General features: G+C 44.8%; 13 protein-coding genes. 9 read left to right on the top strand and 4 right to left on the bottom strand.

Translation table 11 applies throughout. The features are described 5' to 3' along the window. Positions 1-210 precede the first annotated feature (210 nt). Positions 211-1,065, top strand: coding sequence for a 5'/3'-nucleotidase SurE (gene surE, locus L0J61_RS03135; protein ID WP_301464862.1), 855 nt, complete (start codon positions 211-213; stop codon positions 1,063-1,065). Between the two features lie 152 nt (positions 1,066-1,217). After that, positions 1,218-2,018 carry a M23 family metallopeptidase gene (locus L0J61_RS03130; RefSeq protein WP_301464861.1) on the top strand — a complete coding sequence of 267 codons (801 nt, stop codon included), beginning with the start codon at positions 1,218-1,220 and terminating at the stop codon, positions 2,016-2,018. A gap of 87 nt (positions 2,019-2,105) precedes the next feature. On the opposite strand, the gene L0J61_RS03125 is transcribed toward L0J61_RS03130, so the two are convergent. After that, on the bottom strand, positions 2,106-2,987 hold the full coding sequence (locus L0J61_RS03125) for an IS982 family transposase (protein WP_301464860.1): 882 nt from the start codon (positions 2,985-2,987) through the stop codon (positions 2,106-2,108). 541 nt (positions 2,988-3,528) lie between these two features. Here L0J61_RS03125 and hemA point away from each other — a divergent pair. The 5 genes from hemA (at position 3,529) to L0J61_RS03100 (ending at position 10,007) form a co-directional block, all read left to right on the top strand. Next, complete coding sequence (gene hemA / locus L0J61_RS03120; RefSeq protein ID WP_301464859.1) at positions 3,529-4,911, top strand: glutamyl-tRNA reductase; 1,383 nt, start codon at positions 3,529-3,531, stop codon at positions 4,909-4,911. A gap of 330 nt (positions 4,912-5,241) precedes the next feature. Further along, entirely contained in the window at positions 5,242-6,384 is a 1,143-nt protein-coding gene (locus L0J61_RS03115; protein ID WP_301464858.1) for an aminotransferase class V-fold PLP-dependent enzyme, read from the top strand. A gap of 153 nt (positions 6,385-6,537) precedes the next feature. Next, positions 6,538-6,975 carry a YeeE/YedE family protein gene (locus L0J61_RS03110; RefSeq protein ID WP_301464857.1) on the top strand — a complete coding sequence of 146 codons (438 nt, stop codon included), beginning with the start codon at positions 6,538-6,540 and terminating at the stop codon, positions 6,973-6,975. Between the two features lie 51 nt (positions 6,976-7,026). Beyond that, positions 7,027-7,446: a DUF6691 family protein gene (locus L0J61_RS03105; protein ID WP_301464856.1), complete on the top strand. Its 420-nt coding sequence runs from the start codon at positions 7,027-7,029 to the stop codon at positions 7,444-7,446. A 425-nt stretch (positions 7,447-7,871) separates the two neighbouring features. Further along, a complete protein-coding gene (locus L0J61_RS03100) occupies positions 7,872-10,007 on the top strand; it encodes an NADPH-dependent 2,4-dienoyl-CoA reductase (RefSeq protein ID WP_301464855.1) in 2,136 nt (711 codons plus the stop codon). Positions 10,008-10,105: 98 nt separating this feature from the next. On the opposite strand, the gene L0J61_RS03095 is transcribed toward L0J61_RS03100, so the two are convergent. Together L0J61_RS03095 and L0J61_RS03090 are read right to left on the bottom strand one after the other, a co-directional pair. After that, positions 10,106-10,684, bottom strand: a complete 579-nt coding sequence (locus L0J61_RS03095) for a hypothetical protein (protein WP_301464854.1) — start codon at positions 10,682-10,684, stop codon at positions 10,106-10,108. Between the two features lie 43 nt (positions 10,685-10,727). Next, positions 10,728-11,732 carry a lipoate--protein ligase gene (locus L0J61_RS03090; RefSeq protein ID WP_301464853.1) on the bottom strand — a complete coding sequence of 335 codons (1,005 nt, stop codon included), beginning with the start codon at positions 11,730-11,732 and terminating at the stop codon, positions 10,728-10,730. A gap of 243 nt (positions 11,733-11,975) precedes the next feature. Here L0J61_RS03090 and L0J61_RS03085 point away from each other — a divergent pair, with 243 nt between their 5' ends. Together L0J61_RS03085 and trpB are read left to right on the top strand one after the other, a co-directional pair. Beyond that, the gene (locus L0J61_RS03085) at positions 11,976-12,767 is read left to right on the top strand and encodes a DUF2971 domain-containing protein (RefSeq protein ID WP_301464852.1); all 792 of its coding nucleotides are present in this window, start codon (positions 11,976-11,978) and stop codon (positions 12,765-12,767) included. 282 nt (positions 12,768-13,049) lie between these two features. Beyond that, on the top strand, positions 13,050-14,276 hold the full coding sequence (trpB, locus tag L0J61_RS03080) for a tryptophan synthase subunit beta (RefSeq protein WP_301464851.1): 1,227 nt from the start codon (positions 13,050-13,052) through the stop codon (positions 14,274-14,276). 29 nt (positions 14,277-14,305) lie between these two features. On the opposite strand, the gene L0J61_RS03075 is transcribed toward trpB, so the two are convergent. Continuing rightward, complete coding sequence (locus L0J61_RS03075; RefSeq protein WP_301464850.1) at positions 14,306-15,526, bottom strand: hypothetical protein; 1,221 nt, start codon at positions 15,524-15,526, stop codon at positions 14,306-14,308. Positions 15,527-15,821 lie beyond the last annotated feature (295 nt).

Here is a 15,821-nt window from a genome sequence, read left to right as displayed (position 1 = left end):
ACAACCTAAATGATTGATATTTCAATTATCTATATCATCTATAGCCTGTATTATTCAAAAATCAATATGGTTCGTATCAGGTTGTTATAGTCCATGTTACCAACGCGTGATGTTGTCCTGTAACCATATAATAAAGGCTTGAGTACAGCAAAATTGTGACGAGCATACTCATAAGCGGATAGGCGGTCGGATATAAAAAAGATGAGAAAAATGAAGTTTTTAGTGAGTAATGATGATGGTGTGCATGCTCCAGGATTGTTGGCGCTGTATCAAGCCTTGTCGACTGTCGGGGACGTGGTAGTGGTCGCGCCAAATGACGAGCAGAGTGGTTGTTCGAGTGCGCTGAGTGTGTCCAAGCCTCTGTATGCCCACCGTTTACCATCAGGCTTTATAGCAGTCAATGGCTCGCCTGCTGACTGTATTTATTTGGCGTTGCATGAGTTATATCCTAATACGCGCTTTGATTGCGTCATAACCGGTATCAACTCAGGTGCCAATATGGGACAGGATGTGATGTTCTCCGGTACTTTTGGTGCCGCATTGACGGCGCAGATATTTGGATTGCCAGCCGTTTCGACTTCTTTGGTTGGTGGTGGCGTAAAAAACGGTGGGCAAGAAGATGCCAGTCGTTATAAAGTAGCGGCAGATGAAATCGTGAAGTTATTGGTCGAAACCAGTATTTTAGAAACCTGTAAAAGTTTGCCCTATCATGTATTAAACGTTAATATTCCTGATGTGATTTGTAGCGATGATATCAAAGGGCGAAAAATTACTTCGTTGGGGCATAAGCAGATAGATCGGCCAGTACGTCATATGGTTGATCCACGTGGGCGAGATGCTTATTGGTTGTCTTTGCGCAAACGCAAAAATCATGTGCAAACAGCAGAAGCACAGTCACCAAAAAGCGAGGAAGCAAGCGGTTTGTACCAGGATGAAAACCATGCATCGCCAACAGCAATGACGGACGATCAAGCAACGGCAGCAAACTATATTAGCTTATCGCCTGTAAGGCTACATCACACGCCAAGCTACGCTTTAGAGAAGCTATCAGGCATAGAACTGTAGAGCATACGGACAACATTATATTAGTAGCAGCAATCAGCGTTGTTTTAGAAAATTTATTACTCAAAATATTTGACCGGCACAGATCGCTGCTGAGTTAGAACAGAACTTCTGAGTAATACTAAGATGAGTAATATTAAGAATAGGAACCTTGTATGAAAAAGTTTATGACGGGATCTCACCTTGCAAAAGCGGCGTTGATCGGCACTATGACGGCAGCAACATTGACAATGGTAGGCTGTGCGACCAAACCTACCTATCAGTCGGCGAGCCAAGCTGCACCCAAAATCGTCACCAACGCCCAAGGTGTTCCTAATTATCACCTCGTCCAGCGCGGTGATACTGTCAGCCAAATTGCGTCACGTTATCGTATCAGCTATCGTCAAGTAGGTGCGCTAAATGGTCTAGATAGCAAGTATACGATCTACAGTGGTCAATGGTTGAAACTGTGGCAAGGTGATCAAACAACGGCTGCTAATAACAGTAGTAGCAATAACAACTACAACACATCTGCCCCGTCACCTCAGCCAATCACACCTCCTGTCAATAACACGTCTAATAACGGTTATGAAGAGACTGCTAACGCAACCTCAGGCTATGCGTATCCAACTAGCAACCAGGTGACTCGCAACTTTGATGTGGCGACTGGAACCAAAGGTATCTGGTTTGCTGGTAACGTAGGGGATCCAGTGCTTGCTAGCCAGTCTGGAACGGTGCTTTACTCAGGTGACGGATTACCAGAATATGGCAATTTGCTCATGATTCGTCACAACGATGAATACATTACTGCCTATGCGCATAATAGTGAGTTGCTGGTCGAAGAAGGTGAAACAGTGCAACGTGGTCAACGCATTGCCAATATGGGTAGTAGTGGCCAAAGCGATCAAGTAGGGCTAGAGTTTCAAGTGCGGTTAAATGGTAACCCAATCGATCCAAGAGCGGTATTAGGTCGCTAGTTTTGGTTTATGAGCATTGATGGCTGCTGTTATTTATTAAGTTAACCCCAGTTCGGGATAAGCCACATTGTAACTCATTGATACTATTTACAATGTTGCTACCTGTCCCTGCTGAGGCATATTTTTGATGGTGGGTTTATAGGGAAACCAGCAATAAGCAATTAAACCTGACAGCAAGTTTGTGATAAACCCCGTGACACTACGATGGCGTGAGTGTTCGATTTGGCACAAGTTTTTAAGCTCTCCAAACACCGTTTCAACCAAAGAGCGATGATTGAGTAGTGCCTCATCCATAGGCTCAAGTAATTGGGGTTTCATATTACGCCGAAGTTTGGTTATCAACGTGGTATCATTGTGTTTTGTGAGCCACTCGTTTAGGGCTTTACTGATATAGCCTCTATCCCCAAACACCTTGCCAAACACAGGCGTTGCCATATCCTTAACAGGCACTCTGTCATCCGTATTACCCGCAGTGACTTTAACAGATACAAGCTCGCCCTTATGATTGATAATGGCGTGCAGCTTAAAGCCATAGAACCAGCCCATGCTGCTTTTGCCTCGGGTTGCAAGTCCCTTAAAGACTTTATGACGGTAGATACGCTTGTTATGACAAACTGCTATCTTGGTTGAATCAATATAGCTGATACCCGTACAGTCGCCCATCATGCTTTGCAAGTAGCTGCACAGTGGCATGATACTGCGCGGCACAAGCTCTATAAATCGCGAGTAGCTCGGCAGATTTGGAAACGCCCGTTTCATCATGCCAAGCATGTGATGGTAGTAAAACGCCTTAAACTGTCGATAACGTAATTGATGAAACAGTACCAAGATGGTCATAATCTCTGCTACACTTATCTGGCATGCTCTTAACCTTTGGTGTCCCGTTGCGATTAAATGAGCGTCAAACTCAGGTTTGAATTGCTGATAAAAGTCGTCAATATGGCAGTATAGTTCGGTTAGGTTGTCCATGTAAGAAGTCCTTTTTGCTTAAGTGGTCTTGGTAAACTTACTTTAGCAACTTCGGACTTCTTTTTTTATCTTTTTTTTGAGCCCTTATCCCGAACTGGGGTTTAGTACCCTGCTTATTCAAAACAAAGATTCGGTATCAGGACAGCCATTATAAGGAAAAGACTAATCAAATGCTGAACTATTGTCTTGCTAAAGATAATTTTAGTTTGATGGTAAGGGTGTAGTGACGTACAGTATGGGCATAATGACTGTATGAAAATAGGGTAAATAGTGGGCCGCTGTTGTGACGACTTTTCCTATTGGTACAAGAAAGGGATGTGTCGTCGAATAGGGGGTATTTAGGTGGTTGATTTTCCGTCAATATGCCGAGAAAATAGCAAATAATTTTCATAGATGGGTGAGTGTTAATTAACGTTAGCAATAATGATATAATGAGCGGTTTTTAGGGTATTCCTTTCAACGCTGTCGCCCAAAACTGTCTTTTAAAAATAATAAGATAGGTCGGCTAGCAGGTGGGCGTCATTTTTATGGTCTATCAATAATGAGATTAGTGGTCATCGGGGTCAATCACAATACTGCACCAGTTGCTCTACGAGAGCGTCTGGCGCTGGTGGGTGAGGATGTGAATGTCGCACTTGAGCAGTTGGCGTTCTTTACTGATAGCAGTGTCATCGTGTCCACCTGTAACCGTACTGAGATTTATGCGATATTGCCGCAATCTTCAGAAAATACAGCTTCATCGTTACCAACCGCACCATCACTTACCTCGCAAGTTGCCGAGTCTACACCGCAGACAAGCACAAATCTTTCCACTGCCACGATCAGTGCCCATGTCATCAAGATCAAAGCGTGGCTGGCTGAGTTCAAGCAGCTGTCGTTGGCTGAGATAGAACCGCACCTATATGTGCACCGAGATACTCATGCATTGACCCATTGGCTTCGAGTCGCTGCTGGTCTTGACTCCATGATACTCGGCGAACCGCAGATACTCGGTCAAATCAAGCTTTCAGTGCATTTGGCACAAGAAAAAAAGACCTTGAGCAATCAGCTCGGTTGGATAGTTGACCAAGTTTTTGCGGCGGCTAAACGTGTGCGTAATGAGACGCAAGTTGGCGCTCAAGCTGTCTCGCTGAGCTTTGCGGCAGCCAAGTTGGTCACGCAAATATTTGATGACTTACATAGCCGAACCTTATTGGTGGTCGCAGCAGGTGAGATGAACCGACTGGTAGCCACCCATATTGCCGGGCTTGGGGTCGGGCGAGTCATCATCTGTAATCGCAACCCTGAGCGTGCCGAAGCTTTGGCTGCTGAATTGCAAAGCCCTCAGCGACGTGTCGAAGTCAAAACGCTACAAGATTTACCACAAGTATTGGCAGAGGCCGACATTGTCAGCAGCTGTAGTGGTAGCATGGATGTGCTCATCGATAGGACGATGACAATGCAGGCATTGAAGCGCCGTCGCTATCAACCGATGCTGATGATTGACTTGGCCGTGCCACGTGATATCGACTCGACCATCGGTCGTATCGATGATGTTTATTTGTATTCTGTTGATGACTTGCAGCACGTAATCGCTGGTAACATCGAACAGCGTAGGCAGGCCGCGGTAGATGCTGAGCTGCTGGTCAGTCAATTGGTCGTAGAAATAGGTCGTCGTTTTCAGGTGCGTCAAGTAGGCAAAGATATTCAGCAGTATCGTGCGCGTACCCATGACCAAGTGGACAAGTTATTACATGAGTCTATTGCCAAACTACAGCAGGATAATGTCAATCCTGAAGACATTATCACCGAGTTGTCACGCCGTTTAACACAAACGCTAACACATGCGCCGTCAAAGCTCATGCGTAAAGCCGCCCGCGAAGGAGACAGTGAGTTGTTAGATTTTGTGGTAAGCGGCCTGCACGACGCCCACCGTAAACGCTAGGGCGTGTCATCATTTTAAGACCACTAAATGATTGAATGTGTTCATTGATGACACAGCCAGTATTGCAAAGCCAGTATTACACGCGATTTATGACGACCTGCGATACTGCTGGCAGAATACGATATTTGTCGTTCAAAATACTTGAATATCTTGCTTAATAAGCCGGTTAAGGCTAGTTAAAACAGTGTCTAAATGCTAAGGTCTACTTTTGCTGTAACTATTAGGGCGTGTTAAACATCCAATCATGGCACTGGCAGTGCCCGTTTGTGTATGCTCAATACCGCCTGCTTAAAATTAATATATCAATTAACTATAAACTAGGAGCGTCCTATGACTGCATTACGTCAAGATATTGATCCAAACGGCTTGTTAGAATATTCAGTGGTCTATACTGACCGCGCACTAAATCATATGTCAAAGGTTTTTCAGCAAGTGATGAACGACTTGTCTAGTGACCTAAAGTCGGTTTATAACGCGGATGCAGTTGCCATCGTTCCTGGTTCTGGCACCTCTGCTATGGAAGCAGTGGCGCGCCAGTTGGCCAATGATGAAGACTGCTTGATTATTCGCAATGGTTGGTTTAGCTATCGTTGGACGCAGATTTTAGAAAAAGGCAAAATAGCCAAGTCTTCTACGGTATTGACGGCTCATCGTGAAGAGAGCGATGCACCAAAGCCATTCGCACCTGTCGATATCGATGAAGCTGTTGCAAAAATTAAAGAAACAAAACCAGCAATGGTCTTTGCACCACATGTTGAGACGTCTTCAGGTATTATTTTATCAGAGGACTATATCAAAGCCCTCGCCGAAGCCGTACATAGCGTTGGAGGTTTGTTGGTGATTGATTGTATCGCGTCAGGCTGTGTTTGGTTGGACATGAAAGACTTGGGTGTCGATGTCATTGTTAGCGCACCGCAAAAAGGTTGGAGCAGCACACCTTGTGCAGGTTTGGTGATGCTAAGCGAAGCTGCCGTCAAGAAAGTAGACAGCACAGAATCTGATAGCTTTAGCTTAGACTTGAAGCAGTGGTTGAACATCATGCGTGCTTTTGAAAATGGCGGTCATGCATATCATGCGACCATGCCAACCGATAGCTTGCGTCAGTTCCGTGACACTATTTTAGAAGCTAAAGAAGTTGGTTTTGAAACACTCTGTGATGCTCAGTGGGAGTTGGGCAATCGTATTCGTCAGGTATTTGCAGACAAAGGCATCGAGAGTGTTGCTGCTAAAGGTTTTGAAGCGCCAGGTGTTGTCGTTGTCTATACTGATCGTGATGACATGCATAAAGGCAGCGCCTTTGCAGCCGCGGGTATGCAGATCGCTTCTGGTGTGCCACTAAAAGTAGGTGAGCCCGAGAACTTTAAAACGTTCCGCTTAGGTCTGTTTGGTTTAGATAAGCTAACTGATGTTGATGGGGCGGTGGCACGTTTTGAGTCAACGCTTGATGAAGTGTTGGCAAATAACACCAAATAACAGGTCGGTTTTTTAGATAATATTAGGGTGTGCTCAATACGTCCTAGATACTGAACCAAGTTAATACGCTTGGTTCAGTATTTTTTTAGCATTTTATTATGTTTTATAATATAATGTATTTGTATGAAATAAATATCGATCTAGGTTTGCGTTATGAGTATACAGATAGACTGGCAGGCATTTACGCCAATATCCTTGGTGGGTGGCATAATATTAGGTATGGCGACGGTCATACTGCTGCTTGGTATTGGTCGTATTGCCGGCATTAGTGGTATTTTCTCTAGCTTGTTAAAGCCCAAGCGTGCGGAAATGTGGCAGGTCTTATTTATCGTTGGCCTAGTCGTCTCGCCAGTATTATATGGTCTGGTGAGACCCCTGCCTGAGATAGCAGTCAGTGGCTCTTTACCGCTGCTCGTTGCGGCAGGGATGCTAGTCGGTTTTGGTACACGTCTGGGTTCAGGCTGTACCAGTGGTCATGGCATCTGTGGTAATGCTCGTTTGTCTCCACGCTCGATGGCGGCGACGGTCACGTTTATGTTCTTTGGTATGGTGACCGTTTATATTGGTCGGCATGTCGTGGGCTTGATTTAAAAAAAGACCGTATTTAGTCGTATGAATAAGAAATGATAGCGAGAGGCGAACATGCTAAAAAATGTAATTGGATTGCTGGCGGGTTTACTATTTGGTTTTGGGCTTTTGATATCCGGCATGACCGACCCGGTGAAAGTACAAGGGTTTTTGGATGTTTTCGGCGCATGGGATATTTCCCTTGCTTTAGTCATGGGTGGAGGGTTGATGGTTGCAGTCGTTGGTGTGCAATTGGCCAAGCGCCAAAAGAATAGTTGGATTGGCACATTAATAGAGCTGCCAAGTAAAACCGTGATTAATAAAAAACTGCTCATCGGTGCGATGTTATTTGGTATCGGGTGGGGGCTAGTCGGTATTTGCCCAGGGCCAGGCATCGTATTGCTCGGTACTGGGCAATGGCAAGCGTATGTCTTTATCCCAGCCATGGTAATTGGTATGTTGATCTATCAATGGCTTGAGCCAAAACTCGGTTAGGACAAGCCCTACTTATAGTCTTGAACATTGGTATTGAAAATTAGTATTAAAAACATATAGTGTTAAAAAAGTCAGTCTAACCACATTAGGCTGGCTTTTTTTTATGGGGGATGTGGCTTAACGGATACTGAGGCACGCCCTAGCATTGTTTTAGTTCAAAGCTTCAGCTCAGGACTTTAGCTTAGAGGTTTAATAAAGGCTTCTTGTCACTTTGGGTGTTTTCTAAGCCAATGATTTTGCCGCTAGTCGCAGCTCAAAATTCTTTACTTTGCCTGTACTGATTTTGAACTTCTATAGCATCATTTGGGTTTGTAACCAATATAATGTCCACTCATCAGTCGTTTGTCTGCATGGCTGATGATAATAGCGGTGTGGTAGGATATCGGTAACGTTAAACATCGCAAGCCATTCATAAGGAAAATGATATGTCAGCCAGCCATACAGCTACGCCGATTGAAACAGCCAGCACCAATGAGCACTATCCGTATTTATTTGAGCCACTTGATTTGGGTTTCACCACGCTGAAAAACCGTCTGGTAATGGGCTCAATGCATACAGGGCTCGAGGACCGGTTTTATAACTATGGCAAACTGGCGGCGTACTTCGAAGAGCGTGCCAAAGGTGGCGTGGCGATGATGATCACGGGTGGTATTTCACCCAATCGTGAAGGCTGGTTATTGCCTGCTGGCGGCACCATGAACACAAAAGCAGACGTCATCAATCATCAACGGGTGACCCGTGCTGTGCATAAACATGATAGTAAGATCATCATGCAAATACTGCACAGTGGTCGTTATGGTTATCATCCTTTTGCAGTATCAGCGAGCCCAATCAAATCGCCCATATCCCCATTTAAACCGCGCAAGATGAGCATCAAAAACATCGAGCAAACGGTTGAAGACTATGCACGCTCTGCACGTCTGGCGAAGCAAGCTGGCTACGATGGTGTCGAGATTATGGGCTCTGAAGGATATTTGCTCAATCAGTTTTTATCGAGTCATGTCAATCAGCGTAACGACAGTTATGGTGGTGATATTCATGGTCGTATGAAGTTCGCTGTCGATGTAGTGAAAGCCGTCCGCGAAGCGACTGGAGAAGATTTTATCATCTTATTCCGCTTGTCCGTGATCGATTTGGTCAAAGACGGCAACGTCATGGATGAGGTCATCACCGTCGCCAAGGCACTAGAAGAAGCAGGCGTGACCATTATGAATACGGGCATCGGCTGGCATGAAGCGCGCGTACCAACGATTGTGACGAGTGTGCCACGTGCTGCTTTTGTCGACTTCACCGCTGAGATTAAAAAGCACATCAACATCCCAATGATGGCAGCCAACCGTATCAACATGCCAGACACTGCCGAAGACATCGTCGCCAGTGGTCAGGCTGATATGATTCAAATGGCACGTCCGTTTTTAGCGGATGCGCAGTGGGTGAGTAAAGCCAAAAATGGTCAGGCAGACCGCATCAATACTTGTATTGCCTGTAACCAAGCTTGTCTCGATCACACATTTGAAAACAAGCGCTCGACGTGCTTGGTCAATCCTCAGGCTTGTTACGAGACTGAACTGGTCTATAAAAAAGCCAAAAAACCTAAAAAAGTTGCAGTCATTGGTGGTGGCGTCGCGGGAATGTCAGCGGCGCATGTGGCAGCGCTGCGTGGTCACGATGTCACATTGTTTGAAGCAAAAGACATCTTGGGTGGGCAATTCAACTATGCCAAAGTCATCCCAGGCAAAGAAGAGTTTTTCGAAACCATTCGCTACTATATCAATGAGCTTGAGCATTTAGGTGTGGAGATTCAGCTCAACACTTGCGTAGACAAAGACATGCTCGAAAAAGCCAAGTTTCATCATGTCATCGTCGCGACAGGCGTGGTGCCGAGAAGCCTAGCAGGTAAACTCGAAGGGGCTGACCTACCACAGGTAATCAGCTATGCTGAATTGCTCTCTGGTGAAAAGTCAGTCGGTGAAAGCGTGGCAGTCATCGGTGCAGGTGGTATTGGCTTTGATGTTAGTGAATACCTCACGGCAAATCATGGGCAGCCGCTAGATGAAGTCGGTACTGAGGTGCTAAAAGACCCAAGCTATCGTACGACACCGCAGTCTATCAGCGAGTGGCGCGAAGAGTGGGGCGTGACCAATGATAGTTACTACCAAACCGATGGTGGTCTGGTGAAGCGTGAAGCCATCCAGCCAGTGCGTCAAGTGTACTTAATGCAGCGTAGTAAAGGGCGCTTGGGTAGCGGGCTGAATAAAACCACGGGTTGGGTGCATCGTGCCCACGTCAAATCACATGGCGTCATCCAAGTCGCTGGCGTGCAGTACGACAAAATCACCAACGAAGGTATTTGGGTCACCAACAGTCAAGGTCAAAGCCAGTTGCTACGTGTCGATAGCGTCGTTGTCTGTGCTGGTCAAGAGTCAGTCGTGGAGCTGATGCCAAACGTTGGTGATGCGCCAGACGCACAATACCACTTAATTGGCGGTGCAAAACTAGCAGCTGAATTAGATGCCAAACGTGCGATTCGTGATGGGGCAGAGGTTGCAGCGGGGATTTAATAGTTCGGTTTGATATAGAGAAATAAAAAACGGTAGGGAAAATATTTCCTGCCGTTTTTTGTGTTAGCACGTATTGGTGTTGCTAGAGGAGAGCGCTGTTATTTTTGCATGGGCGGTTCAGATACTGATATTTTATAGTCTCGATAATCTACATCTTGATAGTACGTTTTTTGATAATGAGCGGGCAGTTCTGCAAAAGGCTCAAGCGTAAAGCTAAAAGTACTATCACCATCAAAAACCCAATAATTACCTAATTGCTGACCATTTTCGGTTTGCAAATTATCATCGGGTACGTGATTGATAGAAAATTGATTTTTCTCAGCGTTATACCAAACGCCAAATGCACGCAAATCTTCTGCATTCTGATAAGTCAATGTGATGTGCGAATCGAGCTTGCCTTCCTGTGATGAAAAAGTAATATCTTTATCAGTAAAACGGCTCATGTCGTTTGCCCATGACGCATCTTTTTGAACTTGAGAAAGTATGACAGCTTGAGGCGCTTCGACCACGCTTACATTTTCGTCTTTATGAATAACCGTAAATAAATTGTCTTGAACAATATTAATCTGCTGACTTTGCGGCTCTACGGTTACCGTTGTTTTATCAGCAGCCACAGTGTTTTCATTCAGCACCAAAAAAGAGCTTAGCACATAGAAAAGAATAGTGATTGGTTCCATAAGCTAAGCTCCTAGTTTGCTGTGTCAACGTCAATTTAATTGTCTAACCTTCCATTTCACCGAGCAACCACTCAGACACATCATCAATCTGCGCGGCCAAATCAGGTTGTGCTTTGCCGAGCTCGTCGAACTTGGTTTTCACCTCATTGCGATTGTACTTCATACCCGTCAATGTCGCTTTTAGTAAGTCGATCAGCTCGACGTTAAGCGCATCTGAAAAGATGACCACATCAGTGATCACCGCTTGTGTCACATCGAGGTGCAAATCAATGATGCCCCAATCAAAGCGCGTCTCAATATGATGGCTGAACTGCGGCGTTTTACCAAAGCGCCAATCCCAATCGGCCATTTGCTGATAATATTTATCGAGGCTGGGCTGTTTGGCGAGACTGGCTTCATCCAACGCTTCTACTGGTGCTGTGTCCCCATGATACTCACAGAACGCTTCGATAATCGCGTCAGATAACGTGTCGTGATTGATGCTGTCATTAAACTCAACCAAATTTGCCACGCGAGCACGGACAGATTTGATGCCTTTGGCTTTGAGCTTTAAGGGGTGTGGATTGAGGTAATCGCCCAGTTTTTGCATGTTGGCATTGACCAGTAAAGTCCCATGGTGAAAGCTGCGATCAGACGCGTGCTTGAATGCGCTGCCTGAGATTTTCTTGTCACCGACTTGCATGTCGTTACGTCCAGACAGCTCAGCGTCTATGCCGAGTTTTTTTAAGGCATTAATGATGATGGTGAAGTTGGCTTCTTGGTCATAGTCGTCTTTGGGTGATAAAAAAGTAAAGTTGGTATTACCCAAGTCATGAAATACTGCGCCGCCGCCACTCTGTCGCCGTGCCAAAAATATATCGTCTGCTTCCATCTTGTCGATTTTGCATTCTACCCACGGGTTTTGGGAACGTCCGATAACCACGGTTTCAGAGTTACGCCACAAAAATAGCGTGTGCGAGTCTGGGTCAAGGGTATTAAATATCCAGTCTTCGGTGGCGAGGTTGAACCAAGGGTTGGTCACGGCAGACTTTAGAATGCGCAGTTTCATTTTTTATCCTTTTTTTGAATGGTTTTATCGGTTAGGTATTATTCGTGGTTACTGTCATTGTTGCTGATGCAAAGGGTTAATTCAATAGGTGAGCGGTGGGGTTTACTTGAAATGAGCGTACGGCAGTTTAGTGAATGTATGGTTTATCGCATAATTGTAAAAAATGAGTTATACGCAATATTCAGTTAATATAAAGCATTAAGCTGATTACATCATTCTATTATTGCTATATAGGCAGATCACATGATTTTATACAAATATATGTCGTTGTTGGGTGCGAAGAAAGTCATTGAAACCTCATCTATTGGATTTACGCATCTTGATGATTTTAACGACCCTTTTGAATGTACGTCGTTTGGTTTTAAGAAAGAATCAGGTTCTATTAAGAACCCTCATGGCTATAAAAAGAGGTTTTCTGATAAGTACGCTGTATTGTCTTTGACCAGACAGCCATTAAATGCACTAATGTGGTCTCATTATGGTGATTCTCATCGAGGCGTGGTGATTGGAATTGATGTTGATGCAGCTGGATTTGGCTCGTTCAGCGATAACTTTATACCATATCAGTCGGGCGAAATCATATATACAAAAACCAAATCACTGAACGACTTAGATATATGTGAAGATAACCTCATGGCAATTGGCGAGGATATTGTTTTTGATACAAATCTCTTTAACCTCGCAAAAAGGGCTTTTCTGTATAAGTCATTAGAATGGGCTTATGAAGAAGAAGTCAGAGTCGTGAAAGAAGTTGGCAGTTTGAAAGCCAGCTATCATAACAGTGAAGGAGAATTTGGCGATTTCAATATAATCAGAATGCAAGGCAGACCGCTGTGGTGTTTTTCCATTCCGAAACACTCGATAAAAGAGGTATATTTAGGTAAGAATGTTTATGAGAATATATCGAGAACAGATACAGTCCGTCAAGGTGACTATACGGCTCTGATTGAAAGCTGGCAGCAGCAAGGTATTCAAGTTAACCACTGTGATGTTGATTACGACTCATGGAATTTAAGTCACAGAGTGAAGAGCTGATGAAAGTTTATGATATGGCTGAGGGCGTTTTTTAGCGTTTGAGACCAGTCGTTAGGGCAACAAAGTAAGCACAGACACACACTTTTTAGTTCATGAGAAATACTCTTTAACAGAATCCTCATGAGTTCAATTAAGTGCATGGTGTCACTTGACCATCTTGCAAAGTTGGCTTAGAATTTATTTCAACGTACTAGAACGTAAATACATTGATTTGCGCAATAACTAAGAAATCCACAGCCAAAAAACTCATAGATAAGCAATCAAACCTAATAAGGCGAAAAAATGACAACAGCAGATACAGCAACTGGCTACGGTCTACATCAATCAATCCTGCCCAATGACGAAGGCTTATACGGTGAATTCGGTGGCAAGATTGGTCATCCTGAGCTTGCCAAGGCCATGGCAGAAATCGAGTCAGGCTTTCGTGAAATCATCAAAGATGATGACTTCATCTCTGAGATGAAGCGCTTGCGTGAAACCTATGTCGGTAGACCCAGCCCAGTATTTCACGCCAGACGATTGAGCGAGCATTGCGGCGGCGCGCAGATATATTTCAAACGTGAAGACCTAAATCATACTGGTGCACACAAAATTAATCACTGCTTGGGTGAGGTATTACTCGCCAAAAAATTGGGTAAAACCAAAGTCATCGCCGAGACAGGTGCCGGGCAGCATGGCGTAGCACTAGCCACAGCGGCAGCATTGATGGGGTTGGAATGCGAGATTCACATGGGGGTGGTCGATATCGAAAAAGAACACCCGAATGTCAGTCGCATGAAAATATTAGGTGCCAATATCGTTCCTGTCTCACGCGGCGCGGGCACGCTCAAGGAAGCAGTCGATAGTGCTTTTGAGACATACTTAAACGAGCTAGATACCAGTATGTTTGCCATTGGTTCAGCATTGGGTCCTGCGCCTTATCCTGAGATAGTGAGCTACTTTCAATCGGTCGTTGGTCACGAAGCTCGCGCACAGTTCCTAGCCACAACTGGCAAACTGCCAAACAAAGTAGTCGCTTGTGTGGGTGGTGGCTCTAACGCTATCGGTCTTTTTAGTGGCTTTTTCGATGATGCAAGTGTGGAAAAAGTGGGCGTCGAGCCTGCTGGTGAAGGTCTGGATACGCCCAATCATGCAGCGACGATGAGCTTGGGCACCAAAGGCGAAATCCATGGCTTTAAGTGCTATGTGTTGCTTGATGAGAACGGTGAACCTGCACCTGTACACTCTATTGCCTCAGGTCTTGACTATCCTGGTGTTGGACCGCAGCATTCGCTATTGAGAGATATGAAATTAGCGACCTATGAGTCGGCCACGGATGCGGAATGCTTAGAGGCATTTATGGCATTGTCACGACTAGAAGGCATTATCCCAGCATTAGAAACAGCCCATGCGATTGCCTATGCGATCAGAACAGCGAAAGACATGTCAGCTGATGAGAGTATCTTGGTTAATCTGTCAGGACGCGGAGACAAGGACATTGATTTTATTTTAGATAAAGTAAAGCTGTAGACGATACTCAGGACATAGTTTGTTCGTCATTACTGGTTAATATTTTGGGCGGTAGTTTGGGGAGCAGTGGCTTGAGAGGTTTGAGTGGTGGTGTTTTTGTCTACACAAACGATACCGCTCATACAGTCTTTGTTTTTGTCGCTCGTTGTACGACTGGTTCCATCACTCGCTGATGCCCAAGGTGAAGGTATGGCTAGTGCTTTACTTAACTGATAATGAGCGGCATTCGACTCGTTTATTTTATGACCTTGTTCATCCGTATCAGGGGTAGGGTACTGTTTATGTCGCTCTGCATCGGGCTGTTCCATAAAATCCAAAAACGTTTGCACGTCTTTAGCCAGTTGACTGTTGGGGCGTATGCTCAGTCTTTGCATCAGGCGTTCGTTGTTTGAGTTATAAAAACTGCGCACCTCCTCATCTGTCCACTGGGTGTTGTCTGAGCCAAAAAACAGCAGATAACGATAGGTATCGAACAAGTCGCTGGCGTCATCATAAAAGATACTGTGTGGATGACGTTTCATAAAGTCTTCCCAAAACAGGGTACGTTCGACCAACTCTTCGAAAGCAAAAGCAATCGCGGCGTCAAACCAAAATATCTCTTGGTTGTCGTGCGCCATACGCTCAATAAACTCACTTTGGTCATCTGGCAGGTATGGGCTAAATAGCTCAGCCATCGCTATCAGGTTGTGATGAAATTCGTAATCTCCTCCGCCCAAATAGCGCACACTAATGTCAGCTTTGCCTCTTATTAAACCAACCAAGTATCGGACACGCGGGCTCACTTGTTTTAGTTGTGCAACCGTAATGCTTTCGTCTCGTTCAATAGTGCGCATTAAGGTATAAAAGGCGGCATTGTCCGTGGAGCTAGTGGTCTGCAAAAAACGATCATACATCGATTGATAATCCGTCAGCCATTGTAGTATTTGGCTGTTGTCAGCGGCTGGTAAGCAAGCACTGATCTGGTGCTGTACAGTTGTCACATCTTTAATTTCGCTTTTATTGCCGACGGCGCTTATGGCGTCATCTAGCTTGCTACAAATGAGTTTTTCTCTGAGGCTGTATTCAGACAACTCTACTATTGCGGAGGTCATCGCTCTCGGCGTCTTGGCTTCTGTTAAAGACGTTGTATCTGATGATTCTGTATTATCTGTGGAAGTAGTGCTATCTGTATCTGCAGAAGGGGGCTGGCAAGCTGTCATACCACACACTAGGGTTGCAATTAAGAGGAGTGGTATCTTTTTGTTTTGCACAGCTTGTACCTTTTAAGTGAATGCGACATTTATACAGATTTTTTTTATGCAGATACTTCAAAAACTTCTATTGAGGTAGTTCTGTTGGCTGCCTTATTATCTTTAGCGCGACTTTTATAACACAGCTTACACTATTCAATATTATAAAATAAATGGCTTACAACTGGTATTGTTTGTAACGCCGCCTTGAATAATTGCGCATACCCCTTATAAACATAACGGTCGTTCAATATGGGTTTTTATTTAACATTTTACCGCAGAAATCCCCTACCTCTAAGGTAGTGGGATGAATGCG

This window comes from Psychrobacter sp. (genome assembly GCF_030457785.1).
Lineage (GTDB): Bacteria > Pseudomonadota > Gammaproteobacteria > Pseudomonadales > Moraxellaceae > Psychrobacter.
This window is presented reverse-complemented; position numbering and strand designations above follow the sequence as displayed.

Coding starts and splice junctions, on each gene's coding strand:
- L0J61_RS03095 (WP_301464854.1), bottom strand. CDS start 10,684: ATGGAACCAATCACTATTCTTTTCTATGTGCTAAGCTCTTTTTTGGTG.
- L0J61_RS03100 (WP_301464855.1), top strand. CDS start 7,872: ATGTCAGCCAGCCATACAGCTACGCCGATTGAAACAGCCAGCACCAAT.
- surE (WP_301464862.1), top strand. CDS start 211: ATGAAGTTTTTAGTGAGTAATGATGATGGTGTGCATGCTCCAGGATTG.
- L0J61_RS03110 (WP_301464857.1), top strand. CDS start 6,538: ATGAGTATACAGATAGACTGGCAGGCATTTACGCCAATATCCTTGGTG.
- L0J61_RS03115 (WP_301464858.1), top strand. CDS start 5,242: ATGACTGCATTACGTCAAGATATTGATCCAAACGGCTTGTTAGAATAT.
- L0J61_RS03085 (WP_301464852.1), top strand. CDS start 11,976: ATGATTTTATACAAATATATGTCGTTGTTGGGTGCGAAGAAAGTCATT.
- L0J61_RS03105 (WP_301464856.1), top strand. CDS start 7,027: ATGCTAAAAAATGTAATTGGATTGCTGGCGGGTTTACTATTTGGTTTT.
- L0J61_RS03125 (WP_301464860.1), bottom strand. CDS start 2,987: ATGGACAACCTAACCGAACTATACTGCCATATTGACGACTTTTATCAG.
- hemA (WP_301464859.1), top strand. CDS start 3,529: ATGAGATTAGTGGTCATCGGGGTCAATCACAATACTGCACCAGTTGCT.
- L0J61_RS03130 (WP_301464861.1), top strand. CDS start 1,218: ATGAAAAAGTTTATGACGGGATCTCACCTTGCAAAAGCGGCGTTGATC.
- L0J61_RS03090 (WP_301464853.1), bottom strand. CDS start 11,732: ATGAAACTGCGCATTCTAAAGTCTGCCGTGACCAACCCTTGGTTCAAC.
- trpB (WP_301464851.1), top strand. CDS start 13,050: ATGACAACAGCAGATACAGCAACTGGCTACGGTCTACATCAATCAATC.